A 25,645-nucleotide genomic window follows, 5' to 3' on the forward strand; every position below is an offset into this window, starting at 1 on the left:
AAACATGATGAGTAACATGCGTCATCAGGAATTAGGATTATCAGATGAACAAGCGATTGACATATATAGAACCATGCTTTTAGCAAGAAAAATTGATGAACGGATGTGGCTGTTAAACCGTTCTGGAAAAATTCCATTCGTCATCTCTTGTCAAGGACAGGAAGCGCAGCAAGTCGGTGCCGCTTTTGCCCTCAATAGGGAAGAGGATTACGTTTTACCTTATTACCGTGATATGGGGGTTGTCCTTGCATTCGGGATGACGGCGAAAGATTTAATGATGTCTGGTTTTGCGAAAAAAGACGATCCAAGCTCAGGCGGGAGACAGATGCCAGGTCATTTTGGGCAAAGATCAAACCGAATTGTGACTGGATCATCACCGGTGACAACACAGGTTCCTCATGCAGTTGGCATCGCACTTGCCGGGCGTCTAGAGCAAAAGAATTTTGTTAGCTTTGTCACGTTCGGTGAAGGCTCTTCAAACCAAGGAGACTTCCACGAAGGCGCCAACTTTGCTGCGGTGCATAAGCTGCCTGTTATTTTCATGTGTGAAAACAATAAGTATGCGATTTCTGTCCCGTATGACAAACAAGTGGCATGTGAGCGTATTTCAGATCGTGCAATAGGGTACGGAATGCCTGGTGTGACGGTTGATGGAAATGATCCGCTTGAAGTGTATGCAGCGGTCAAAGAAGCGAGAGACCGTGCGGCAAGAGGCGAAGGCCCAACATTGATCGAAACCATTTCTTACCGGTTAACTGCGCATTCAAGTGATGACGATGATTCTAGCTATCGAGAAAAGGAAGAAGTGCTCGAAGCAAGAAAGAAAGATCCGCTCATTCAATATGAAACGTACTTAATCGAAGGAAATGTCATGACTTCTGAAATGAAAGAAGAGATGACAAAAGAAATCATGCAAATCGTAAACGAAGCCACTGATGAAGCGGAAAACGCAGCTTATGCCGATGCAGAAAGCGCACTTCGTTACGTGTATGCGGAGTAAGGGGGAAGAAAAATGCCTGTTATGTCATATATAGACGCTATTACACTAGCGATGAAAGAAGAAATGGAGCGAGATCCGAAAGTGTTTGTGCTCGGAGAGGATGTCGGGAAAAAAGGCGGCGTATTTAAAGCAACAGCGGGTCTTTACGAGCAATTTGGAGAAGCGCGCGTCATGGATACACCTCTTGCCGAATCAGCGATTGCAGGTGTAGGTATTGGGGCTGCTATGTATGGAATGCGTCCGATCGCAGAGATGCAATTTGCGGATTTTATTATGCCAGCCATCAACCAAATCATTTCAGAGGCTGCAAAAATTAGATATCGTTCCAATAATGATTGGAGCTGCCCAATGGTCATTCGTGCTCCTTACGGGGGCGGCGTACACGGGGCGCTTTATCATTCACAATCGGTCGAAGCCATTTTTGCCAATCAGCCAGGCTTAAAGATTGTGATGCCTTCTACACCTTATGATGTCAAAGGGTTGTTAAAAGCCGCAGTGCGTGATCCAGATCCTGTATTGTTCTTTGAACACAAACGTGCATACCGTCTCATTAAAGGAGAAGTGCCTGAAGAGGATTATACGCTCCCTATTGGAAAAGCGGATGTGAAACGAGAAGGCGATGACATTACGGTCATTACATATGGCCTTTGTGTTCATTTTGCCCTCCAAGCAGCAGAGCGCCTTGCGAAGGACGGAATTTCTGCTCATATTCTCGATTTACGTACAGTGTACCCGCTTGATCAAGAAGCGATTATTGAAGCGGCATCAAAAACAGGGAAAGTACTCTTGTTAACAGAAGATACAAAAGAAGGAAGCATCATGAGTGAAGTAGCTGCCATCATTTCAGAGCACTGCTTGTTTGATTTAGATGCGCCAATTAAACGTCTAGCAGGACCTGATATCCCTGCAATGCCATATGCACCGACAATGGAGAAATTCTTCATGGTTAATCCGGATAAGGTAGAAGCTGAAATGAGAGAACTAGCGGCGTTTTAAGAAAGAGGAGGGTTTCAAAGTGGCAACTGAACAAATGAAAATGCCTCAGCTTGGTGAAAGTGTAACAGAAGGAACCATTAGCAAATGGCTCGTTTCACCTGGCGATCATGTGAATAAATACGATCCGATTGCGGAAGTCATGACAGATAAAGTAAATGCAGAGGTTCCATCATCCTTTACAGGAACAATCACTAAACTAGCGGCTGCAGAGGGTGATACACTTCAAGTAGGAGAAGTGTTTTGTGAAATTGAAGTAGAAGGCAGTGCGCAGCAGAGTGCGAAAATAGAAGAGGCGCCTGCGCAAGATGAAGCACCAGAACCTGACCAAACAAATGTGGATCAGAGTCAAAAGAAACGATACTCTCCGGCAGTCCTGCGTTTAGCAGATGAGCACGGAATTGATTTAACGGCTGTTCAAGGAACGGGAGCTGGCGGCAGAATCACAAGAAAAGATTTGCTGAAGCTTATCGAAAGTGGAGGCGCAAAAGAAACAGCAGCACCTGTGAGTGAAGGTGCGGGTCAAACAGAACCTTCGCAACCGTCACAAGCAAAAGCGGCTCCTTCCATCTCTTCAATGCCTGGAGATGTTGAACTGCCGGTCACTCCGATTAGACAGGCGATTGCCGCAAACATGCTAAGAAGCAAGCATGAAATTCCACATGCCTGGACGATGATGGAAGTGGATGTGACAAACCTTGTGACAAGAAGAAATCAGCTAAAAGATCAATTCAAAGCAAAAGAAGGCTTTAATTTGACGTTCTTTGCGTTCTTTGTCAAAGCAGTGGCTCAGGCCTTAAAGGAATTCCCTGAAATGAACAGCATGTGGGCTGGTGATAAAATTGTTCAAAAGAAAGCGATCAATGTCTCCATTGCTGTTGCGACAGATGATGCTCTTTTTGTCCCAGTGATCAAAGATGCGGATGAGAAAACGATTAAGGGAATTGCTAAAGAAATACATGAACTTGCTTTCAAGGTCAGACAAGGCAAACTAAAGCAAAGTGACATGGAAGGCGGCACTTTCACTGTGAACAACACAGGATCATTTGGTTCGGTTCAATCAATGGGGATTATTAACTATCCGCAAGCAGCCATTTTACAAGTAGAATCTATTGTAAAGCGCCCGATGATTGTAAATGGAATGATTGCCGCAAGAGATATGGTGAATCTTTGTCTTTCATTAGATCATAGAGTACTCGATGGTCTTGTATGCGGTAGATTCCTGCAAAGAATCAAACAAATTCTTGAAGGCATTGACGAAGAGACGTCCGTCTATTAAGCTCATTTATATGTCCCCTTCTCACAATGAGAGGGGGATTTCCATATCAATCAGAAAGGAGCGATGAGATGTCTGGACTAGATTTTTTTGCTTTTCTTACGATCGGTCTGATGTTTATCACAGCCATTGCGTTCGCTTTTCTTCGGTATATTTCCAAATCACGCAATCATCCTGAACGCTTACTGCTCATCATATCGATCGTTTCAATCATTCAAATCGCCTATTGCTTGTTGATGATAGGAGGATTTAAAGGAGTCGCCAATAGTTTATTAGGCATTTCCCTTCTGATAGGTACACTGCTAGGGTATGCACTTGAATATTTATACAGACGTTATATCAAAAAAACGCCCGCATCGAAATGATGCAGGCGCTTTTTTATTCTTCTGGAACAATAAAGGTCAAATGCTGTTTTAATACTTCAAGGGAAGAAGGAGCGGTCATGTATACTTCACCATCTGTATCTGCATCCATTTCCTCTTTAGTATGAATATGAATGCGGGATGCTTGTATAAGAGACAGGTCACCTTTAAAATCTTCTAGCTCTTCGCGGTTCATTGAAAAAATCTCTTTTAAAGCAGAGAAGCTCGTATTTCTGCAAATTAAAATTTCGGCTTTTCCATCATCAATTGAAGCATTTGGCAGATCTAATTTATTTGTACCGATAAAGTGCCCATTCATGACAAGGACAATCACAGCCTCTTCTTCCCAGTTTTCCTCTTCAGTTTCAATGCGTACGTAGAAAGGTTCTGTCTGCTGAAGGGTTCGAAGAGCGCTCGTGAAGTAGCTGATTTTTCCGAGGACAGCTTTTTCTTTATCATTAATATTGTTTGAGGTATCTGCGATGAGACCAATCCCCCAAAAATTTAAAAGGTATCGATCCTCTGCTTTGATTAAATCGACCTTTTTTTCAGTGCCATCTATCACCATTTGAGCGGCCTTTGGCATCTGCTGGGGGATGCCCAGCGTTCTAGAAAAGTCATTGCACGTCCCGCCAGGTAAGATCGCTACAGTCGGCCTTTTTTCTAAACCGCCAATTCCATTCATACATTCATGGACGGTTCCGTCTCCGCCTAGTATAATCAGCAATTCAACCGACTCATCCATCTCACGGCAGAAATGATAGGCATCATTCGGCTGTTTTGTAGGCTTAAGGATGAGTTCATCAATATGTAAAGAAAGAAGAGGCACTGTTTGACCTAGTGTTTTTTCCATGTTTTTTTGTCCAGCATTTCCGTTATAAATGAGTATCGCTTTTTTGAATTGTGCCATCACGCAGTTCTCCCTTTCATCACTTTACTATCACTTTTCCCCAATTCCACAGGTCATAAACGACGTTTGAAAAAAGTGAAGGGGGCGAAACAAGACATTTGCCCGCCGGCGTTTTCCTTGATATGATGTAGTTAAAATGGTTTGGTACGTAGAAGGAGTGGACGGTTATGAATATTGATTTTAATTTATTTATGAATGATATTGTGAAACAAGCACGAGAAGAGATTAAACAGGCAGGTTATACGGAACTGACAACAGCTGAAGAAGTCGATGAAGCGCTGACGAAAAAAGGAACGACACTTGTCATGGTGAATTCAGTGTGCGGCTGTGCAGGCGGTATTGCTAGACCAGCGGCTGGTTATTCTGTTCATTACGATAAGCGTCCAGATCAATTGCTCACAGTGTTTGCTGGACAGGACAAAGAAGCAACCGCAAGAGCACGTGAATACTTTGAAGGCTTCCCGCCATCTTCACCATCATTTGCTCTATTAAAAGACGGGAAAATCATGAAAATGGTCGAACGTCACGAAATCGAAGGACATGAACCGATGGAAGTGGTGTCAAAACTTCAAGCCGCTTTCGATGAGTATTGCGAAGAAGTGTAACATGTTACTTTTGAATGAATCATTTAGAGGCAGTCCGGTCTTTTGATCGGTCTGTTTTTTGTTTTATATGACATAAGAATCAAAATAATTTTAGCAAAATACTATTGCATATCAAAAAGAAAGTGTTTAAAATACATTATAGTGAATAAATATTCAAATCTACTCATGATTTTAAATACTAGGAGGCATTATCATATGAAAAAGTGGTTATTATTACTTATGACAGCTGGTCTTGCAGCTGCACTAGCAGCATGCGGAACTTCTTCTAATAATTCAAACGCATCAGGAGACGACAAAACACTCATTATGGCGACTTCTGCAGATTATCCGCCATTTGAATCAAAAGACGGTGATAAAATTATCGGTTTTGATGTCGACCTTGCTACAGCTCTAGCGAAAAAGAACGGCTACAAGCTAGAAATTCAAGATATGGACTTTGCAAGCCTCGTGTCAGCTCTTAAAACAAATAAAGCTGATATTGTGCTTGCAGGCATGACACCTACTGAAAAGCGTAAAAAACAAGTTGATTTCTCAGATGTTTACTACAATGCTGAAAACTTGGTTGTATCAAAAAAATCTAGCGGTATAAAAACAGAGAAAGATTTAAAAGACAAAACGGTTGGCGTTCAATTAGGTTCTATCCAGCAAGATGAAGCAAACGGATTGCAAAAGAAATATAACTTAACGGTTGAAGATCGTAATAAAATCTCTGATATCATTCAAGAAATTAAAGCAGGCCGTTTTGATGCAGCCATTATTGAAGATAAAGTAGCGGCTGGCTACTTGAAAAAGGAAAAGGATTTCCAAGCATTTGGATTGAATAGCTCAAACGAAGGTTCAGCCATTGCATTCAAAAAAAATAGCGACTTAACAGCGAAATTCAATAAATCATTAAAAGAAATGAAGGATAATGGCGAACTTGATAAACTCATTAAAAAATGGTTTGCTGATGAAAAGTAAGTCAGGAAAAGGATCAGCGTCATTCATGAAAATCAAGTAGAAAGCGCTGAAAAGTTCAACATGTGTTGAACTTTTTTCCTGTTTATTCTTTGATTTTATCTGAAGGAAAAAAGGAGAATATCATGATGGATTTTAAAGATGTAATACCTCAGATGCCCTTTATTTTAGAAGGTCTTAAAGTAACGCTTTCTATTGTTGTGGTATCACTGTTCCTTGGTTTTATTTTAGGAATCTTATTAACGCTCTGTAAAATTAGTGTATTTAAGCCGCTTATCTGGCTAGCCGATTTTTATACGTCAATCTTCCGAGGCACACCGCTTGTGCTTCAGCTTTTGATTATTTATTTTGGTCTTCCCCAGCTGCTTGGCTTTCAAATTGATCAATACTGGGCAGCTGTAGCCGCCTTTTCACTAAACTCGGCGGCGTACGTTTCTGAGATCATTCGTGCGGGAATCAATGCCATTGATAAAGGGCAAAAAGAAGCAGCCGTTGCTTTAGGTATCCCGTATGCTAAAATGATGAAGGACTTATTGCTTCCGCAAGCATTCAAAAATATTTCCCCAGCACTAGTGAACGAAACGATTACACTGACAAAAGAATCCGCGATTGTCACAGTCATTGGACTGGGCGATGTCATGAGACGAGCCTATCAAGCAGGTGCCGTCACCTATAACTATCTTGAACCGCTTATTTTTGCGGGTCTCATCTATTATGTCATCGTGCTTATTCTTACCTTCGTCGGCAAATCGGTGGAAAGGAAGTTAAAATCAAATGATTAAAATAGAGAAACTCACAAAATCTTTCGGTAAAAATGAAGTGTTGAAAGGGATTGATACCACGATTAAAGAAGGCGAAGTGGTAGCTGTCATCGGGCCGTCTGGTTCAGGAAAATCAACATTTCTTCGCTGTATTAACTTACTTGAAAAACCGACTTCTGGAGTGATTACGATTCAGGGGACGGAAATTACCAATCCAAAAACAAATGCACTAAAAGTGCGCGAGAATATTGGTATGGTGTTTCAACATTTTCACTTATTCCCGCACAAAACAGTGCTAGAAAATATTACGTATGCGCCAATGAATGTGAAGAACCAATCGAAGGAAGACAGCATCAAGCAGGCAGAGGATCTTTTAAAAAAGGTAGGACTTTTAGAGAAAAAAGATGATTATCCGAATCGGTTGTCAGGTGGTCAAAAGCAACGTGTCGCCATTGCACGTGCCCTTGCGATGACACCAGACATCATGCTTTTTGACGAGCCGACGTCTGCTCTTGATCCAGAAATGGTAAAGGAAGTATTAGAGGTCATGAAAGAGCTCGCTCAATCTGGGATGACGCTGATGATCGTCACACATGAAATGGGCTTTGCAAAAGAAGTGGCAGACCGTGTGATCTTTATGGATGATGGGAAAATTGTAGAGGATGCAAATCCTGTAGAATTCTTTGAATCTCCGTCTTCACAGCGTGCTCAAGATTTCTTGCAAAAAATATTATAATGAAAAAAACGAGGGGGAGACTTAACATCTCCTTCTTTTTTTGATTATAATGGGGAAAGTAAAAAAAGTTCATCATTTCACAAAAGTAGACAGAAAAGAGTGAATCACATCATGTTTAAAATCGGCTACCGAACGCTGAAAACAGCATTAGGAACAGCTCTAGCCATTTATATTGCACAAATGCTCGGTCTGCAAAACTATTCAGCTGCCGGCATTATTACGATCCTTTGTATTCAGGTGACGAAAAAAAGGTCACTCCTCGCATCTGGGGCCCGCTTTGCCGCATGCAGTCTTGCCATCTTATTTTCTTATTTGTTTTTTGATCTAATTGGTTATCATCCTTTCGTCATTGGACTGATGCTGCTCGTCTTTATTCCAACAACGGTCTTGCTTCGGATTAAAGAAGGGATTGTCACAAGTTCAGTGATTATCCTTCATTTGTATATGTCTGGAGGCATTACGCTTCATCTCATCTGGAATGAGCTTTTACTCATCACCATTGGTGTAGGGGTCGCACTCATTATGAACCTGTATATGCCTAGCGTTGATAAAAAGCTGAAACAATACAGTGAACAAATTGAAGCGAATTTTGCGAAAATCTTTGAAGAAATCGAGCAATATTTAATGACCGGAAAACAAGACTGGACAGGAAAAGAAATTCCAGAGACGCATCAATTGATTAAAGAAGCGAAAGCTCTTGCATACCGTGATGTTGAAAATCATGTCTTAAGACATGAAAATCTGTATTATCATTATTTCAACATGAGACAAAAGCAATTTGAAATCATTGAGCGGGTGCTTCCGAAAATTACGTCCATTTCTGTTACAACGGAGCATGGGCAAATCATTGCAGAATATATTAGAGATTTACGAGAACATATTCACCCAGGGAACACGGCGCATAAGTTCTTAAGACGCCTGATTGATATGAAAGAAGAGTTCGATGCACTGCCGCTTCCACAAACACGTGAAGAATTTGAAGCTAGAGCCGCACTCTTTCATTTTCTCGGGGAAATGGAACAATATTTGGTACTGAAAAGCTATTTTAAAGGGATGAAAGAATAAAGACGCATGAGTTCCTCCTTCATTGGTCAATCTAATGAAAAAGGAGGAGCCTATGCGTCTTTTATTTTATACTGTGCTGACCATGTCCCTTTCACCCATCTGGCCGCTCGGGCAAAACCCGCTTCCAGGAGATCCGTATGTCATTATTAATAAACAAACGAACGAGCTTGCGTATATTGATCATGGTAAAATTCAAAAAGTCTACCCGGCTTCTACTGGCAAAACAGCTGATTTAACGCCAGAAGGTGAATTTACGATTATGATCAAAGCGAAAGATCCTTATTACAGAAGAAAAAATATTGAAGGCGGCGCAAAGAATAATCCACTCGGCCGAAGGTGGATTGGATTTGATGCGCGAGGAACCGACGGGAGAACCTATGGCATTCATGGAACAAGTGATGAGACATCGATAGGGAAATTTATTACGGCAGGCTGTGTACGTCTTCATAATCAAGATGTAGAACGGCTATTTGATCAGCTTCCAGTTGGTACAAAGGTATGGATCACGACATCAAGCGATGCATTTGAAAAGCTGGCCAAAGACAAACAGGCCATTCGTTAAAAAACGAATCACCTGCTTGTCTGCTTTTTTATCAACACTTTATAAAAAGGCTGCCGCTCCTGCTAAAAGTGAAGAAATTAACAGTAAGCTAATCATGAGCAATACCATAAATTTCATGAATTTCTGAGACATATCGCACCCCTATAATCAATGTTTTTGCGACGAGCGCACCTTTCTTTATTCTAGCTCGTTTTTACGCAGGCGACAAGTGATGTACAAAGGAAGTGAACGGATGAATCAAATCGATCATATTGCCATTGCCGTTTTTTCAATTCGAAAAACAGCACGTACGTTCTCTAGACTGTTTAACTGGGAATTTTCAGACATAGAAGTACTTCCGAATCAAGGGGTCAAGGTATCTTTTACTTCCCTAGGTGATCTGCACATTGAGTTGATTGAACCGATGTCGGATCACAGCACATTACATACCTTTTTAATAAAAAGAGGAGAGGGGCTTCATCATATTGCATTAAAGTCAGGTGACATTCAGGCTGATCTCAGTCAACTTGACGAGCTCGGTGTACAGCTCATTCAAAAGGGCGCACAAAATGGTGCGAACGGAAAGCGCATTGCGTTTATTTCACCAAAAGAAACGTCAGGTGTGCTAATTGAATTGTGTGAGCCTTTGAAAGGAGAGAAACAGGAAGATGCATGAATCGTTCAATGACTTGACTGAATGGCGCAAGAAAGCTTTATGGGGCGGCGGTGAAAAACGAGCAGCGGCTCACCGAAACAAAGGAAAGCTGACTGTTCGTCAGCGGCTTCATGAACTTCTTGATGAAGGCAGCTTTATGGAAATCCAGCCATTTGCTAAAGGCTGCCGCTCAGAACATTTAGGGGATGGTGTTGTCACTGGGACGGGACTGATTCATGGGAGACAAGTAGGCGTATATGCACAAGATGCCACCGTGTACGGGGGTTCGCTAGGGGACATGCATGCGAAAAAAATAGCAGCTTTAATGGATTTGGCTGCTAAAAATCAAATGCCTGTTATCGGTCTAAAAGACTCAGGTGGTGCGAGAATTCAAGAGGGTGTGGTATCATTAGAGGGATACGGTCAGATTTTTAAACGGAATGTGCTGTACTCTGGTCAAATTCCTCAAATATCCGTTATTTTAGGCTCCTGTGCGGGAGGTGCAGTTTATTCACCTGCATTGACGGATTTTGTATTCATGACGGAGCAAACAGCTCATATGTTTTTAACTGGTCCGAAAGTGATAGAAAAAGCAACAGGAGAGACGGTCTGTCCTGACCGGCTTGGAGGTGCAGCGGTTCAGCATCAAACAAGCGGGAATGTGCACTATACAGGGAAAGATGAGAAAGACGTGTTAAAAGCAGTTCGAACGCTTTTAACGTACATACCAACGAAACGACGGCCTGTCATTCATCGTAAGGTGCAAAAGCATGATGCGAGCGATCTTGGGAACATCTTGCCAAAGGAGCCATCACGTACTTATGATGTCAAACAAGTGGTGACAGCGATCACCGACCAAGGCTCATTTTTTGAAACGCAGCGTTGTTTCTCCAAAAATATCGTCACAGGTTTTGCCAGATTACAAGGGTCTTCCATTGGTCTTGTAGCCAATCAGCCTAAGGTGCTGGCAGGAAGCCTTGACCTCAATGCTGCTGATAAAGCGGCTCGGTTTATTCGATTTTGCGATGCATTTCATATTCCCATTTTAACCCTTGTGGACGTTCCTGGTTTTTTGCCAGGTGAGAAAGCTGAGCATGCAGGCATTATCCGCCACGGCGCAAAGCTTCTGTATGCGTACGCTGAGGCGACCGTTCCAAAGATCACTGTGATTTTGCGAAAGGCGTTTGGCGGTGCATACGTTGCGATGAATAGTAAGGGCTTAGGTGCTGACTTTGTGTATGCATGGCCAGAGGCAGAAATTGATGTCATGGGAAAATCGTTTGCAGACGAAATTGTTCATCCTGCTTTGCGTGAGGTGGACAATGAACCTAGTGTCATGAAGGCAGCACAATTAGGATTAATCGACGATATTTTAATGCCAGATGAAACGAGAGAGCGGCTCATTCGCTCATTTGACCTGCTTCGCAGTAAGGAAGAAGATAGACCGTTAAAAAAGCATGGAAACATGCCGCTATAAGAGGAGGAACATCATCATGATCAATGAGAAACGCTTATTAGACGAATTTTTAGAACTTGTTCAAATCGATTCAGAAACGAAACATGAAGAAAAAATTGTTGAAGTCCTAAAAGAGAAATTTACTGGTTTAGGGCTTAATGTAGTTGAAGATGATTCAAAAGAGACAACCGGCCATGGAGCAGGCAATCTTATTTGCACACTTGAAGGGAATCAAGAGGCAGATACGATTTATTTTACTTCTCATATGGATACAGTTGTACCAGGTAATGGTGTCAAGCCAGTCATTGAAGACGGCTATGTCAAGACAGATGGCACAACCATTCTTGGTGCTGACGATAAAACAGGGCTTGCCGCGATGTTTGAAGCGATCCGTGTCCTAAAAGAGAAAAATGTACCGCATGGCAAGATTGAATTTGTCATTACAGCTGGTGAAGAATCAGGACTTGTAGGAGCAAAAGCGTTAGATCCGAAACTGATGACAGCAAAATATGGTTATGCGCTTGATTCAGATGGCAAGGTCGGTACCATCATCGTGGCTGCGCCAACACAGGCGAAAGTACGTGCAACCATTTACGGAAAAACAGCTCACGCAGGTGTGGCACCTGAAAAAGGCGTCTCTGCGATTACGATTGCATCAAAAGCGATCGCGAGCATGCCGCTTGGCCGTATTGATGAAGAAACAACGGCGAATATCGGCCGCTTTGAAGGCGGAACACAAACGAATATTGTCTGTGATCAAGTGGATATTCTGGCAGAGGCACGTTCTTTAGAACCGGCAAAAATGGAAGCGCAAGTAGCGAAAATGAAAGAAGCCTTTGAAAAAACTGCTAAAGAAATGGGCGGAAGTGCCGATGTACAAATTGACATCATGTATCCAGGCTTTAAATTCTCACACGGCGATCAAGTCGTTGAAGTGGCGAAAAAAGCGGCCGCGAAAATTGGCCGAACTTCAGAACTACAGACAAGCGGGGGAGGCAGTGATGCAAACGTCATTGCTGGAAACGGCATCCCGACCGTCAACCTAGCTGTTGGATATGAAGATATTCATACGAAAAATGAGAAAATGCCGATTGAAGAATTAGTCAAGACAGCTGAAATGGTTCTCGCCATTATCGAAGAAACGACAAATCCATCGTAAAGGCAGGAGACTCTGTGAGCACGCAAAAGATCATTATTTTCCAGGTGGGACAAGAGGATTTTGGTATCAGCGTAGAACATATACGCTCAATTGAGAAGGTCCCTTATTTACAAGAAGTATCGAACCTTCCAAAAGAGATTAAAGGACTCATGTCGTTAAGAGGAGAGGTCATTCCAGTCAGTGACACAGGTGTCATGTTGCACGGAAAACCTCTGGATGTAACCGAACAGTCTAAGGTTCTACTATTTGAATTAAACGATCAAATGATTGGCTGCCTTGTTTCTGATGCAAAAGATATCATTGATATCGAGCTAAGTGAGATCAAGCCATTTCATATGAACACAAAAGCATCTGAATATTTCTTCGGCGTCGTTGAGAGAGAGAACAAGATGATTTTACAAGTGGACCCTAATAAGTTTCTAGGGAAAATTGAGGATCTTGATCAATTGCCTGAGCGATTGAAAGAGGAATTGGCATAAACAAAGGCCCCTTATCCATGGATAAGGGGTCATTTTGCGTGCTGGAGCTTACGCATCTTTTATTTGTTGCGCTCTACAGAAGACAAATAAAGCCTCCTTACCATGTTCGGGTAAGGAGGCTATCATTTATTCAGCTGCTGGGTTAATTGAATCGTTTGCCGCAGCTTTTGTTTTTGATTTTTGGTACATCACATTTAATATAATCGTTTGAATGGTGAGTAAAAGTCCGCTTGTCATCCAATATAAAGGAAGAGCAGCGGGAGCATTAATTGATAGAAACAGCATCATGACTGGGAAAATCATGCCCATGATTTTTGCTTGTTTCAGTGCAGCTTCTGTTTGGGTGCCTGATTGCTTTGCGAATTTTTGTGTGACATAAAATTGTAAGAAATACATGGCCCCTGCAAGGATCGCCACCAAAAGATCAGTTTGTCCTAAGTTAAACCATAAGAACGAATGTGTTGCGATCTCAGGTGTTGAGCGGATTGCTGAGTAAAAGCCAAGAACAATTGGGATTTGAATCAGCATCGGCAGACAGCCCATTGCCAGCGGGTTCACATTGTTGTCTTTATATACTTTCATCATTTCCATTTGCAGTTCTTTTTGTTTTTCAGGTTCTTTCGTTTTTTTCAATTTGCTTTGTATTTGGTCAATCTGAGGCTTAACGAGTGCCATTTTCTCTTGCATCACTCTCTGCTTTTTAAATTGGTTTGCAAAAAGCGGGAAAATAAGCAACCGGACAATCAATGTCACGAACATAATAGATAAACCGTAGTCATCATGGAAAAAGTTCGCAAGCCAGATAATCAACTCAGAAAAAGGCTGAACAAAATAATGATGGAAAAACCCATCAGAGCTTGTATTTGTTTGCGCACTTGCAGCAAATGCAGGTGACGCTACCATCATCAAAAATAAAGTCGTACAAATTGTCAATAAACGTTTCAATTCGTTTCCTCCTCAATAATAAAATCTAATAAGAGAGAGGAAGCGAATGGTCTTCATCATCATTTGATGATCTTTTCATTCGAATGACTTTACTAATCCAAGTTGTAATGCGATCATATATGATAAACAGAAAGTCTGTTCGATTCAAACAAGATGCATCCAACTCTTCTAAACGATGTCCTCCGAGGTGCTCGTTCATTCGGCAGTCTTTTAATAAGAAAGCAATACCGATGGCGGTCAGCGCTGGAAGAATAATCGTAAAGAATTCAACAAGGAAAAAGACTTCATTGAATGTATCAATAATCATGATTATCACATCCATTTCATTACTCACAGTGTACTATACACCATATGAAATGTCTAATGGAACAAACAGGTGAAATCACGGTGAAGTGAAGGAAAGTAGATCACCTAAGGAGGCAAGCAAATGGCTGATTCTCAAAAGAAGGGGCGAATCATTTTTCATATTGATATGAATAGTTTTTATGCATCGGTAGAAATGGCGTATGATCCTTCTTTGAGAGGGAAACCTTTAGCCATAAGCGGAAATGCAAAAGAGCGCAAAGGGATAGTTGTGACCTGCAGCTACGAGGCAAGAGCACTCGGGGTGAAGCCGCCGATGCCACTCTGGGAAGCGAAGCGGCTATGTCCGGGACTGATTGTGCGTACACCCAACTTCGACCGGTACCGCAGCTCCTCACAAGAAATGTTTACCATACTAAGAGAATATAGTGACTTAGTTGAACCCGTTTCAATTGATGAAGGCTATATTGATTTAACCGATACACCTTATGCTGAGCATGCCGTGAAAACCGCTCATGATATTCAAACGAGGCTCGTAGAAGAGCTCATGCTTCCTTCGAGTATTGGCATTGCACCAAATAAATTTCTAGCGAAGATGGCGTCTAATTGGAAAAAGCCAATGGGCATTACCATTTTGCGTAAACGAGATGTCCCGACAATGCTCTGGCCGCTCCCTGCAGGTGACATGCATGGGGTTGGACAGAAAACGGCAGATAAGCTGAAAACCATCGGAATTCATACAATTGAAGATTTAGCGAAAGCGAATGAATATGCGCTGAAAGAGTTATTAGGCATCAATGGACCGAGGTTAAAGCAAAAGGCAAACGGAGAGCATGACGGCATTGTCGATCCAGAAAGAATATACGAATTTAAATCTGTCGGCAATTCTTCCACTCTTCCTCACGATTCTGATGATACAGATGAACTCGTCTCATTAATAGAGAAACTGTCGCAATCGGTGAGTGCTAGATTACGAAGAAAAGAAGTGATGGCAAACCGGCTGCTCATTATGATTCGGTATGCAAGCTGGAAAAATATCACACGGAGCGTCACACTCACGAATCCTACTGATCGAAAGGAAGATCTATTTGAGGCGGCAAAGCAGCTATTCCTAAAGCATTGGAATGACCAACCAGTAAGACTTTTAGGCGTGACGGGGACCGATCTTGTGGAACGAAAATCAGCCGTCAAGCAGCTTGATTTATTCTCTTATACAGAAGATGCAAAAGACGAACCGCTCCAATCTCTTTTAGACGGACTGAAAGAAAAATACGGTAAACCACTCATTCAAAGAGGAGTGACCATTAAGGAAAAAGAGAGCAAAACAAGTGGTACAAGTTTTAATAAAGACTTTTTTCAAGACGAAAGAGGAAATGACTAGCCTGAAAACTTGATAAAAGAGGTGATGTTGTGGTAATTTCAAAGGGTACATCATTTCAGCAGTAATCAATATAGTGTGTTAGAAGGGACGTCAGAATTATGTCAAAACAACAAATCGGTGTCGTTGGACTAGCCGTTATGGGAAAAAACCTTGCCCTAAATATTGAAAGCCGCGGTTTCTCCGTGTCCGTTTATAACAGATCTAGCAGCAAAACAGAAGAGTTTCTTCAAGAATCACAAGGGAAAAACGTTGTAGGCACATACAGCATTGAAGAATTTGTTCAATCGCTTGAAACGCCGCGTAAAATTCTTTTAATGGTAAAAGCAGGCGCAGCAACAGATGCAACCATTCAATCATTACTTCCTCACCTAGAGAAAGGTGACATTTTAATTGATGGTGGAAATACATATTACAAGGATACACAAAGACGTAACCAAGAGCTTGCGGAAAGTGGTATTCACTTCATTGGTACAGGTGTTTCTGGCGGTGAAGAAGGCGCACTTAAAGGTCCTTCTATCATGCCTGGCGGTCAAAAAGAAGCGCACGAGCTAGTGAAACCAATTTTAGAAGCCATCTCTGCGAAAGTAGATGGTGAGCCTTGTACAACGTATATCGGTCCAGATGGAGCAGGACATTATGTCAAAATGGTTCATAACGGTATCGAGTACGGAGATATGCAATTGATCTCTGAATCATACTTTATCTTGAAGCATGTCGCTGGTTTATCAGCAGGGGAGCTTCATGAAGTATTCTCAGAGTGGAATAAAGGCGAACTTGACAGCTACTTAATCGAAATCACAGCTGACATTTTCACAAAAGTGGACGAAGAAACGAATCAGCCGCTAGTAGATGTCATCTTAGATAAAGCTGGCCAAAAAGGAACTGGAAAATGGACAAGCCAAAGCTCACTTGATTTAGGTGTTCCGCTTCCGATCATTACGGAGTCTGTTTTCGCGCGTTTTATTTCTGCAATGAAAGATGAGCGTGTGGAAGCAAGTCAATTAATTCAAGGGCCTGAGCCAACTCAATCAGCTGAAGATAAACAAGCGTTAATCGAAGCTGTTAGAAAAGCTCTCTTCATGAGTAAAATCTGCTCATATGCACAAGGTTTTGCGCAAATGAAAGCAGCGTCTGATGAGTATAACTGGGATTTGAAATACGGTGAAATTGCGATGATCTTCCGTGGTGGATGTATCATTCGTGCAGCCTTCCTGCAGCAAATCAAAGAAGCATATGACCGTAACCCTGAATTGAAAAACCTATTGCTTGATCCTTACTTCAAGGATATCGTAGAAAGCTATCAATCATCACTTCGTAAAGTGATTTCACTTGCAGTAGAACAAGGTGTTCCTGTTCCTTCATTCTCAAGTGCACTTGCTTACTTTGATAGCTATCGTACAGCTGTCCTTCCAGCTAACTTAATTCAAGCACAGCGTGACTACTTCGGCGCACATACGTATGAGCGCACAGATAAAGAAGGCGTCTTCCATACTGAATGGATGAAATAAGTATAAAACCTCAAAAGACCTTACCTTGGTAAGGTCTTAGATTGTTGACAAAGGGCTAAATTGAACTTGATTTTAGCCCTTTGTCTTCTTTTTAGCGTGATAGAAAACCTTTGCGGGCTAGGAAGGCCGAGTACTGGAGCGAAGCGAATTTGACATTCGTGAGCACCAGCACGCAGGACTGACACCGAATGCGAGGGTTTGTCTACACGCTGTGACCTTACCTTTGGTAAGGTCTTTTTTGTGTTTACATCTATTCGGCTAAAAATCCGAAAAAGAGGGATGCTAAGTAAAAAAGAACAGAAAGTAGGGATAGAAGTGGGCATTTTATATGCACTTCTCCCAGCGATATTTTGGGGAAGTATTGTTCTCATCAGTGTCAAACTTGGCGGGAATGCCTATCAGCAAACACTCGGCATTACCCTCGGCGCTTTTTTGTTTTCAATCGGCGCCTATTTGATCAAAATGCCGGAACTGACACCGCTTATTTTTGCGGTTTCCGTTATTTCTGGGATCTTTTGGAGTATTGGGCAAATGAATCAGCTTTCAAGTGTCGCCTTTCTAGGGGTGTCAAAGGCTGTTCCTTTATCAACGGGTATGCAGCTTGTGAGCACGACATTATTTGGTGTCATCGTCTTCAAAGAATGGCAGACCATGACGGTCATACTTATTGGTTCTTGTGCCATTTTATTTATTATTGCTGGCGTTGTCATGACATCCCTCGGTCAAAAAAAGAGTGGCGGGAACGAAGGCGGCAATTTTAAAAAGGGAATCATCATTTTGCTCATCTCAACCGTAGGCTACGTCGGATACGTCGTCATTTTAAGATGGTTTCATATAGATGGCTGGTCTGCGCTCGTTCCGCAATCTGTCGGCATGCTGCTTTCATCGTTAGCGATTAGTCTAAAACAAGACCCGTTTAGCAAATATACGTTCAGAAATATCATTGCTGGTCTTGTGTGGTCGACAGGAAATCTAGGGCTTCTTTTGGCGATTCCACTCATTGGCGTAGCAGTAAGTTTTTCCATGTCTCAAACAGGAATTGTCATCTCAACTTTAGGCGGTATTTATTTATTAAAAGAGAAAGCATCTAAAACAAGCTTTGTCATTGCAGGCTGCTTGATGATTATCGCAGGCGGTGTGTTGCTAGGTTTTACAAAATAGGAGGTTTAAGCGAATGTATCCAGATTTGGAAGGAAAAACAGTTCTCATCACAGGAGCAGGTACAGGGATAGGTCAGGCGATGGCACGCCGGTTTGGACAAGAAAAAGCCAATGTAGTGATCAATTATTTCTCAGATAAAGAAAACCCGGACGACACGATTGCTGAGATTCAAAAAAGTGGCGGACAGGCTGTCAAAATTCAAGGGGATGTATCAAAAGAAGAGGATATGAAGGCGATGATTGATCAAGCTGTTGATACATATGGCAGTCTTGATGTCATGATCAATAATGCAGGAATTGAAAATGAAGTTCCTTCAACTGAAATGACGCTAGATAACTGGAACAAAGTGATGTCCACCAATTTAACAGGTATGTTTTTAGGGTGCCGTGATGCATTGAAGTATATGACAGAACACGGGATCGAGGGGTCGATTATTAATATGTCGTCGGTACATCAGCAAATTCCGTGGCCTCATTTTGTCCATTATGCAGCAAGTAAAGGAGGCGCCAAGCTTTTGACGGAAACGCTGGCACTAGAATATGCCCCTAAAAAAATTCGCGTAAACAGCATTGCACCAGGCGCAATTGATACCCCGATCAATGCCGAAAAATTTGATGATCCAGCATTGAAAAAGGGCGTCATTGAGCTGATACCGATTGGTTATATCGGAAAACCGGAAGAAGTGGCAGCATGTGCTGTCTGGCTTGCATCAAAAGAGGCGAGCTATGTGACAGGGTTGACGTTATATGTAGACGGCGGTATGACCAAGTACCCTGGATTCCAAGCAGGAAAAGGATAATCGTGATGATCACGGGCTGGGTCCAGAGGATGACACAACATCAAATTATGATCTAGTATGTGCATGTGAAGACTAGTGAAAAGCGTGTGTATAAACATTCACACGCTTTTATCCGTTTATACGCCTTATTCAAATATGCTTGTTTCTTTTACAGGCTTTACCCAAATTTTGATTACAAAGATATGAATAGATTCGAAAAGTAGCAGCAAAAGACGTTTACCTATCCATCAAATTGAGTGGGAATAGCATCTATTTCCATCTCGGGCAGTTACTTCTCATGATTTATGGGTTTTTGAATGAGCTAAGTCATTAGCACTTATTTTAACAAAGTTCTCAAAGACTGTCTTCTGAAGAAGAAGCTACTTTATGGTTCATTCGGAGAGTATTTTTTAAAAGAAAAGGGGTCTCGTTCATATCTGGATGAGATCTCTTTCGTTCTGAAAGCTTGATGTGAGTATTGATACTGTCATTTATAAAATAAAATACATACATATAAAATTAAATGTCTAGACATTTAAAAATAAAAATATATAATATTAACTGGAAGCGCTTTTATTACAACAATGGGGTGAGAGAAATGAAACGTATTTTATTAGCATGCAGTTCAGGTATGTCTACGAGTTTACTAGTCACAAAGATGAAGGCACATGCTGAGTCTATAGGGGAAGAAGCAGAGATTTGGGCAGTCGGACAAGACCAAGCGAGAAAAGAAATGGCACATGCCGATGTTGTATTAATTGGACCGCAAATGAGCTTTTTAAAAGGGGATCTTCAAAAAGAAGCTCAAAAATATGGGATTGAAGTAGAGGTCATCGATATGCAGGCGTATGGGCTAGCAGATGGTCAAAAAGCGTATGAACAAGCGGTTTCATTGATGGGGGAATCTTAAAGGATGGAAAAGAAAACGCTCGAAGGACTCACGGAAGAACAAATCAGTTTTCAATTGATCTTACACAGCGGAAATGCACGAAGCAAATTGCTTCAATCTCTTAAACAATTTAGAGAAGGTCATGAAACAGTAGCATCTGACCTTCTCAAAGAAGCGGAAGATGATTTGCGGAATGCACATGATATCCATTTTCAAATGGTACAGCAAGAGGCAAGCGGAGAAACGATTTCATTCTCCTTGCTGCTCATGCATGCCGAAGATCATTTCATGTCAACGATGACAATAAAAGAGCTTGTGGGAGAGCTCTTACCGATATTGCAATCACTGAAACAATAAAGGGTGTAAACAAGGGGGGAAACCAATGTTTGATAAAATAAGTGCGATTTTGGTTCCGATTGCTGGGAGATTGAACAACAATCGCTATCTAGGGGTATTAAGGGATGCCTTTATGCTTGCGTTCCCATTAACAATTTTTGGTTCCATCATGGTCGTATTAATGAATTTGCCATTTTTAGATAAGATCATGAGTCAAACAGCACTGGAAGGTGTTCAGTCTGCACTAAATATTGCACCTAGTGCGACCATCAGCATTATGAGTGTGTTTGTTGTATTTGGGATTGGCTACTATTTATCGAAAAGCTATGATGTGGAAGCTGTCTTTGGCGGTGTGATCGCTTTAGCCTCTTTCCTGCTCCTTACGCCATTTTTACTAGAACAAGAGGGCGGTGCATCCATTGCAGGCGTCATCCCAGTCGATCGTTTAGGCGCAAAGGGAATGTTCCTTGGAATGATCACAGGCTTTTTGTCAGCTGAAATTTATCGCTATTTTGTCCAAAAGAAATTTGTCATCAATATGCCGCAAGGGGTTCCGCCAGCTGTTTCTAAGTCTTTTGCTGCACTTATCCCGGCTACTTTGACACTTACAACCTTTTTACTGATCAATATCATCATTACACAAGGGTTCAAAACCAACATGCATGACTTGATTTACAATGCGATTCAGGCGCCGCTTGTCGGACTTGGGAGCGGTATCATTCCGACCTTGATCGCTATTTTCTTTATACAAATTCTTTGGTTCTTTGGGCTCCACGGCCAAATTATTATCAACTCTGTCATGGACCCGATTTGGAATACATTGTCCATTCAAAATCTAGAAAGCTACACAAAAACAGGTGAGGTTCCGAACATCATCAGCAAGCAGTTTATCGAAATCTATACAGTGGGTATGGGTGGAACCGGTATGACGCTAGCTGTTGTGTTTACGATTTTAATTTTTCTTAAAAGTAAGCAATTGAAACAAGTAGCAAAGCTCGGCTTAGGACCAGGTTTATTTAACGTCAATGAACCCATTATCTTCGGTTTACCGATTGTGATGAACCCGCTTATTCTCATTCCGTGGATTTTGGCGCCAATGGTGATTACTTGTATTTCTTATTTTGCGATGGCCGCAGGTATTGTGCCGCCTCCGACAGGCGTGAATATTCCTTGGACAGTCCCGATCTTTATTAGCGGAGTCATGGCAACAAATTCATTAGCGGGCGGTCTGCTTCAGCTGTTTAATTTAATGATTGTGTTTGTCATTTGGTTCCCGTTCCTAAAATTTATTGATCGTATGAATGTGAAAAATGAAAAAATAGTCCCGACAGAAAAAACGAAACAAACAAACATCAAAGGTGAAGGAGACTCAATACATGTCGATGGAAACTAACAGTCAATCATATACATTTCCAGAAGGTTTCTGGTGGGGATCTTCTGCCTCTGCTACGCAAACAGAAGGCAGTTATCCAGGTGATGGAAAGGGACCGAACATTTGGGATCACTGGTTTGAAAAAGAGCCGAATCGTTTTTTTCAGGGCGTCGGTCCAGGTGTAACCTCGCAATTTTATCGTAAATACAAAGAGGATATCCGCCTCATGAAGGAGATTGGGCACAACTCGTTTCGTCTATCTATTTCATGGTCACGCCTTTTACCTGAGGGAAAAGGGGCTGTTAATGAAGAAGCTGTAGCTTTTTACAATGATGTGATCAATGAACTGATAGCGAGTGACATTGAACCGTTTGTGAACTTGTATCATTTTGATATGCCAATGGCGTTGCAGGAGACGGGAGGATGGGTAAACAGGCAGGTTGTAGACGATTATGTCAGCTATGCGACATTGTGTTTTCAGCTATTTGGCGACCGGGTGAAAAAATGGTTTACCCATAATGAGCCGATTGTCCCTGTAGAGGGTGGATATATGTATAGCTTCCATTATCCAAACGAAGTTGATTTCCAAAAGGCAGTGCAAGTTGGATTTCATGAGATTTTATCAAATGCTAAAGCCATTGCGGCTTATAAAGAGATGAAGCAGGATGGGAAAATAGGCATTATCCTGAACCTTACTCCTTCGTATCCACGAAGCCAGAATCCGCGGGATGTCGAAGCAGCTGAGATGGCTGACGCCTTCTTTAACCGGTCCTTCCTAGATCCAGCAGTGAAAGGACATTTCCCTGAGAAGCTAGTGGACGTGTTAAAGAAAGAAGGATTGATGCCGGCTATGGAGGAAGGAGACCTTGAACTCATTCAAGAGAACACGATCGACCTTCTCGGCATCAACTATTATCAGCCAAGAAGAGTGAAAGCAAAGGAACATATGCCTCACCCTGATGCACCATTTATGCCAGATCATTATTTTGATTCTTTTGAAATGCCGGGCAGAAAAATGAATGTGTACCGCGGCTGGGAAATCTATGAAAAGGGTATTTACGATATATTGAAAAAAGTCCAGACAGACTATGGGAATATTGAATGCTTTATTTCTGAAAATGGAATGGGTGTTGAAGGAGAAGAGCGGTTTCAGGATGAAGAAGGAATGATTCATGACGATTACCGCATTGATTTTATTTCTGAGCATCTTAAATGGGTGCATCAAGCCATTCAAGAAGGAAGTCATGTAAAAGGCTATCATCTGTGGACGTTTATGGATAATTGGTCATGGTCGAATGCCTATAAAAATCGCTATGGATTTGTCTCAGTGGACCTTGAGGAAGACGGGAAACGTACCATCAAAAAAAGTGGCTATTGGTTTCAATCGGTTTCAGAGAATAATGGTTTCTAATCAAGATACTTGCTCTTTCCTTGAAAAGGGCAAGTATTTTTCTTATGTAAAGATGAAAGGGGTGAAATGAAAGTGGCTCGAACCTTTTAAGCGCACTAGGCTTAGTGTAGAATGAGAGGAAGGCTAGAAAGCGCTATAATAGGATATGAAAAAACAAGTCAGTTGGTGGTGTGAGATGACAAAGTACGAACTCATTTCAGAAGAAATTAGAAAAAGAATAGGAACAGCATATTATCCAGAAGATCAACCCATTCCAGATGAAAACTCGCTTGCCGCTGAATTTAAATGCAGCAGAATGACGATGAAGCGTGCGCTCGATCTTTTAGTGGCGGAAGGTCTGCTCTTTAGAAAAAGAGGTCATGGCACATTTATTGTGAAGGCAGCACTAAATCAAGGTGCGATCAACGTATCAGGTCATGAAAATAAAGGGTTCACGAAAGTGATGGCAGATAAAAACGTGACGAGCCAAATCATTCGCTTCGATGTGCATTTTCCAAGTGAAGAGGTGGCAGCTCATTTATCCATTGACTCAAGCACACCCGTCTATGACATTATTCGGCTCCGTTTGGTAGAAGAAGAGCCATATGTATTAGAAAAAACCTTTATGCCTGTCAATGTCATTAAGGGAATAGATGAAGAGGTTTTATTGGGTTCCATCTATAGCTACATTACAAACACACTGCAATTAAAAGTAGCAGGAGCGCACAAAAAAATTAGAGCGGCTAAATCAGATCAGCTTGATCAGCAATATTTAGGCTGTGACCCTACGGATCCGGTGCTAGAAGTGGAGCAGGTGGCTTATTTAAACACAGGTCGGCCGTTTGAATATTCCTTTAGCCATCATCGCTATGATAAATTTGATTTTTCAACGGTTGAAATTACGAAAACACGACTTTAAAAAAAGAGCAGAACCCCCTCAATCGGGAGACTGCTCTTTTTTTGTTGATTTTATATATTCCACCAGTGATATCCATCTTTTTCAAGAAGCTGATCTGCTTCTTTTGGTCCCATAGAACCAGCAGGATAATTTGGTTTTAACGTTTTGGTTTCAGCCCATTTTTCTGAAATTGGATCAACAAAGTTCCAAGACAGTGCCACTTCATCCCAGTGGGCAAAGTTTGTTGCATCACCTAGCAAACAGTCATGAATTAGCTTTTCATACGCTTCTGGTGTATTCATGATGTCGTTGTAATTTGTTTGATAGTCAAGCTTAATTGGTTTAGCATACGTTCCGCCATCAAGTTTGCGAGCATTCAGGTGAAGGGTGATGCCTTCGTCTGGCTGAATGTGAATCACAAGTAAGTTTGGATGCATGGAATTCCCGTTTCCGTAGTACAGGTTCATCGGAATGTCTTTAAATTGCACCACGATTTGAGTGGATTTCTTTTCTAGACGTTTTCCTGTACGAATGTAAAATGGTACCCCGGCCCATCTGAAGTTATCGATGAGAAGTTTCCCTGCAACAAATGTTTCTGTGTTGGAGTTTGGGTCCACATTATGCTCTTCAAGATAGGAAGGAACCATATTGCCATCAATCGTTCCTGCATCATACTGTCCGCGGACAAAGAATTGATCCACTTCATCTTTCGAGAATGGACGAAGCGCACGCAATGCTTTCCGTTTTTCGCTACGGATTTCCTCTGTATTGAGCTTAATCGGTGGCTCCATGGCTAGTAGTGCAACCATTTGAAGCATATGGTTTTGTACCATATCTCTCAGTGCACCAGAACTCTCGTAATATCTCGCACGGTCTTCGACACCTAATGATTCACTCGATGTGATTTGAATGTTTGAAATATAGCGGTTTGTCCAAAGCGGTTCAAAGATCGCATTCGCAAAACGAATTACCTCAATGTTTTGCACCATCTGTTTACCGAGGTAGTGGTCAATACGATAAATTTGATCCTCTGTAAATGCATCTCGGATCTCTTCATTTAATGTTTTGGCACTAGGCAGGTCATGACCAAACGGTTTTTCAATGACAAGTCGAGACCATCCAGTCGTTTCTGATACGCCTTCACTTTTTAAAAACTTCGCAATGGTTCCGAAGAATTCTGGTGCCATCGCTAAATAGAACATCCGGTTATTCGGGATACTGTATGTATCTTCAAGACCAGAAAGAAGCGTGTTCAGTGCTTGATAGGAAGCAGGGCTTGAGACATCAAAATCATGGTAATAGAAATGAGAAATAAATTCCTCTGCTTTTGCTTCTGCATCATCAGAAGAGACCGACTCTTTTACCACAGCTCTTAGGTCTTCATGAGACCAAGGACGACGTCCAACACCTACAACGGCGAATTGATCTCCAAGCTTTCCGCTATGATAAAGTCTATGTATAGAAGGGTAGAGCTTGCGTTTTGCAAGGTCTCCTGTTGCGCCAAAAATGACAATGACTGCTTTTGGATAGTTAGTTTCTGTATTCACGAAAAGTACCTCACTTTATTCGTAGCATTGTTGTAAAAACCGAGAATGTATGTACATTTTCTTTATTTTAAAGGTTCATTGTTCGTAAAGCAAACATTTGATTCGACTTTTTCTGCCCGAGTTTGACTTTTTTCAAAAATTCCGCTGAATTCACATTTATCCTGTCTTCATGTATTCTATAT

General features: G+C 41.7%; 28 protein-coding genes. 23 read left to right on the top strand and 5 right to left on the bottom strand.

All coding sequences use genetic code 11. The annotated features are described in order from the left end of the window. Window positions 1-7: 7 nt before the first annotated feature. From MHH23_RS10010 to MHH23_RS10025, 4 genes are all read left to right on the top strand, one after another. A complete protein-coding gene (locus tag MHH23_RS10010; RefSeq protein WP_039165916.1) occupies window positions 8-1,000 on the top strand; it encodes a thiamine pyrophosphate-dependent dehydrogenase E1 component subunit alpha in 993 nt (330 codons plus the stop codon). 12 nt (window positions 1,001-1,012) lie between these two features. Beyond that, window positions 1,013-1,996, top strand: a complete 984-nt coding sequence (locus tag MHH23_RS10015; protein ID WP_007501148.1) for an alpha-ketoacid dehydrogenase subunit beta — start codon at window positions 1,013-1,015, stop codon at window positions 1,994-1,996. 19 nt (window positions 1,997-2,015) lie between these two features. Further along, window positions 2,016-3,272 carry a dihydrolipoamide acetyltransferase family protein gene (locus tag MHH23_RS10020; protein WP_340959429.1) on the top strand — a complete coding sequence of 419 codons (1,257 nt, stop codon included), beginning with the start codon at window positions 2,016-2,018 and terminating at the stop codon, window positions 3,270-3,272. Between the two features lie 68 nt (window positions 3,273-3,340). Continuing rightward, complete coding sequence (locus tag MHH23_RS10025; RefSeq protein ID WP_008342236.1) at window positions 3,341-3,634, top strand: YesK family protein; 294 nt, start codon at window positions 3,341-3,343, stop codon at window positions 3,632-3,634. Between the two features lie 13 nt (window positions 3,635-3,647). On the opposite strand, the gene MHH23_RS10030 is transcribed toward MHH23_RS10025, so the two are convergent. Then, window positions 3,648-4,541 carry a YegS/Rv2252/BmrU family lipid kinase gene (locus MHH23_RS10030; protein WP_268431852.1) on the bottom strand — a complete coding sequence of 298 codons (894 nt, stop codon included), beginning with the start codon at window positions 4,539-4,541 and terminating at the stop codon, window positions 3,648-3,650. Window positions 4,542-4,708: 167 nt separating this feature from the next. Between MHH23_RS10030 and MHH23_RS10035 the strand changes: the two genes are divergently transcribed. The 6 genes from MHH23_RS10035 (at window position 4,709) to MHH23_RS10060 (ending at window position 9,227) form a co-directional block, all read left to right on the top strand. Beyond that, window positions 4,709-5,146: a BrxA/BrxB family bacilliredoxin gene (locus MHH23_RS10035; RefSeq protein WP_024718894.1), complete on the top strand. Its 438-nt coding sequence runs from the start codon at window positions 4,709-4,711 to the stop codon at window positions 5,144-5,146. A 195-nt stretch (window positions 5,147-5,341) separates the two neighbouring features. Continuing rightward, window positions 5,342-6,106 (top strand): transporter substrate-binding domain-containing protein, encoded by a 765-nt coding sequence (locus MHH23_RS10040; protein WP_008342238.1) that lies wholly within the window; start codon window positions 5,342-5,344, stop codon window positions 6,104-6,106. Between the two features lie 125 nt (window positions 6,107-6,231). After that, the gene (locus tag MHH23_RS10045; protein ID WP_008342239.1) at window positions 6,232-6,885 is read left to right on the top strand and encodes an amino acid ABC transporter permease; all 654 of its coding nucleotides are present in this window, start codon (window positions 6,232-6,234) and stop codon (window positions 6,883-6,885) included. Then, window positions 6,878-7,600, top strand: coding sequence for an amino acid ABC transporter ATP-binding protein (locus MHH23_RS10050; RefSeq protein WP_008342240.1), 723 nt, complete (start codon window positions 6,878-6,880; stop codon window positions 7,598-7,600). The genes MHH23_RS10045 and MHH23_RS10050 overlap by 8 nt, the downstream gene beginning before the upstream one ends. 111 nt (window positions 7,601-7,711) lie before the next feature. Next, window positions 7,712-8,665, top strand: a complete 954-nt coding sequence (locus tag MHH23_RS10055; RefSeq protein WP_007501130.1) for an aromatic acid exporter family protein — start codon at window positions 7,712-7,714, stop codon at window positions 8,663-8,665. A 52-nt stretch (window positions 8,666-8,717) separates the two neighbouring features. Further along, the gene (locus MHH23_RS10060) at window positions 8,718-9,227 is read left to right on the top strand and encodes a L,D-transpeptidase (protein ID WP_008342241.1); all 510 of its coding nucleotides are present in this window, start codon (window positions 8,718-8,720) and stop codon (window positions 9,225-9,227) included. Between the two features lie 39 nt (window positions 9,228-9,266). On the opposite strand, the gene prli42 is transcribed toward MHH23_RS10060, so the two are convergent. Continuing rightward, a complete protein-coding gene (gene prli42 / locus MHH23_RS10065) occupies window positions 9,267-9,359 on the bottom strand; it encodes a stressosome-associated protein Prli42 (protein ID WP_017357951.1) in 93 nt (30 codons plus the stop codon). 100 nt (window positions 9,360-9,459) lie between these two features. Here prli42 and mce point away from each other — a divergent pair, with 100 nt between their 5' ends. The 4 genes from mce to MHH23_RS10085 are packed head-to-tail and all read left to right on the top strand — an operon-like array spanning window position 9,460 to window position 12,955. After that, window positions 9,460-9,882, top strand: coding sequence for a methylmalonyl-CoA epimerase (gene mce / locus MHH23_RS10070; RefSeq protein ID WP_256688500.1), 423 nt, complete (start codon window positions 9,460-9,462; stop codon window positions 9,880-9,882). Then, a complete protein-coding gene (locus tag MHH23_RS10075; protein WP_256688499.1) occupies window positions 9,875-11,338 on the top strand; it encodes an acyl-CoA carboxylase subunit beta in 1,464 nt (487 codons plus the stop codon). The genes mce and MHH23_RS10075 overlap by 8 nt, the downstream gene beginning before the upstream one ends. A gap of 16 nt (window positions 11,339-11,354) precedes the next feature. Continuing rightward, window positions 11,355-12,476 carry a tripeptidase T gene (locus tag MHH23_RS10080; RefSeq protein WP_178896864.1) on the top strand — a complete coding sequence of 374 codons (1,122 nt, stop codon included), beginning with the start codon at window positions 11,355-11,357 and terminating at the stop codon, window positions 12,474-12,476. A 14-nt stretch (window positions 12,477-12,490) separates the two neighbouring features. Continuing rightward, window positions 12,491-12,955: a chemotaxis protein CheW gene (locus MHH23_RS10085; RefSeq protein WP_008342245.1), complete on the top strand. Its 465-nt coding sequence runs from the start codon at window positions 12,491-12,493 to the stop codon at window positions 12,953-12,955. Window positions 12,956-13,081: 126 nt separating this feature from the next. Here the strand turns inward: MHH23_RS10085 and MHH23_RS10090 are convergent, their stop codons facing one another. Together MHH23_RS10090 and MHH23_RS10095 are read right to left on the bottom strand one after the other, a co-directional pair. Beyond that, the gene (locus MHH23_RS10090; protein WP_178896865.1) at window positions 13,082-13,900 is read right to left on the bottom strand and encodes a membrane protein insertase YidC; all 819 of its coding nucleotides are present in this window, start codon (window positions 13,898-13,900) and stop codon (window positions 13,082-13,084) included. A 25-nt stretch (window positions 13,901-13,925) separates the two neighbouring features. Continuing rightward, on the bottom strand, window positions 13,926-14,207 hold the full coding sequence (locus tag MHH23_RS10095; protein WP_008342247.1) for a hypothetical protein: 282 nt from the start codon (window positions 14,205-14,207) through the stop codon (window positions 13,926-13,928). Between the two features lie 120 nt (window positions 14,208-14,327). On the opposite strand from MHH23_RS10095, the gene MHH23_RS10100 reads away from it, so the two are divergent. From MHH23_RS10100 to MHH23_RS10140, 9 genes are all read left to right on the top strand, one after another. Beyond that, a complete protein-coding gene (locus tag MHH23_RS10100; protein ID WP_007501120.1) occupies window positions 14,328-15,584 on the top strand; it encodes a DNA polymerase IV in 1,257 nt (418 codons plus the stop codon). A 98-nt stretch (window positions 15,585-15,682) separates the two neighbouring features. Next, window positions 15,683-17,092, top strand: coding sequence for an NADP-dependent phosphogluconate dehydrogenase (gene gndA / locus MHH23_RS10105; RefSeq protein ID WP_025207592.1), 1,410 nt, complete (start codon window positions 15,683-15,685; stop codon window positions 17,090-17,092). Between the two features lie 315 nt (window positions 17,093-17,407). After that, window positions 17,408-18,253 carry a GRP family sugar transporter gene (locus MHH23_RS10110; protein ID WP_024718904.1) on the top strand — a complete coding sequence of 282 codons (846 nt, stop codon included), beginning with the start codon at window positions 17,408-17,410 and terminating at the stop codon, window positions 18,251-18,253. A gap of 13 nt (window positions 18,254-18,266) precedes the next feature. Further along, a complete protein-coding gene (locus tag MHH23_RS10115; protein ID WP_008342255.1) occupies window positions 18,267-19,052 on the top strand; it encodes an SDR family oxidoreductase in 786 nt (261 codons plus the stop codon). A gap of 577 nt (window positions 19,053-19,629) precedes the next feature. Next, window positions 19,630-19,941: a PTS sugar transporter subunit IIB gene (locus MHH23_RS10120; protein WP_008342261.1), complete on the top strand. Its 312-nt coding sequence runs from the start codon at window positions 19,630-19,632 to the stop codon at window positions 19,939-19,941. A 3-nt stretch (window positions 19,942-19,944) separates the two neighbouring features. Next, on the top strand, window positions 19,945-20,277 hold the full coding sequence (locus tag MHH23_RS10125) for a PTS lactose/cellobiose transporter subunit IIA (protein WP_017357943.1): 333 nt from the start codon (window positions 19,945-19,947) through the stop codon (window positions 20,275-20,277). Window positions 20,278-20,302: 25 nt separating this feature from the next. Then, on the top strand, window positions 20,303-21,649 hold the full coding sequence (gene celB / locus MHH23_RS10130) for a PTS cellobiose transporter subunit IIC (protein ID WP_039165893.1): 1,347 nt from the start codon (window positions 20,303-20,305) through the stop codon (window positions 21,647-21,649). Then, window positions 21,633-23,039, top strand: a complete 1,407-nt coding sequence (locus MHH23_RS10135) for a glycoside hydrolase family 1 protein (RefSeq protein ID WP_039165890.1) — start codon at window positions 21,633-21,635, stop codon at window positions 23,037-23,039. Before celB ends, MHH23_RS10135 begins: the two co-directional genes overlap by 17 nt. A gap of 175 nt (window positions 23,040-23,214) precedes the next feature. Beyond that, window positions 23,215-23,937, top strand: coding sequence for a GntR family transcriptional regulator (locus MHH23_RS10140; protein ID WP_008342268.1), 723 nt, complete (start codon window positions 23,215-23,217; stop codon window positions 23,935-23,937). 50 nt (window positions 23,938-23,987) lie between these two features. On the opposite strand, the gene zwf is transcribed toward MHH23_RS10140, so the two are convergent. Beyond that, window positions 23,988-25,463: a glucose-6-phosphate dehydrogenase gene (zwf, locus tag MHH23_RS10145; RefSeq protein ID WP_058336671.1), complete on the bottom strand. Its 1,476-nt coding sequence runs from the start codon at window positions 25,461-25,463 to the stop codon at window positions 23,988-23,990. Window positions 25,464-25,645 lie beyond the last annotated feature (182 nt).

Origin of the sequence: Bacillus sp. FSL K6-3458, assembly GCF_038005045.1 — a bacterium.
In the GTDB taxonomy this organism is placed as follows: Bacteria; Bacillota; Bacilli; order Bacillales; family Bacillaceae; genus Bacillus; species Bacillus altitudinis.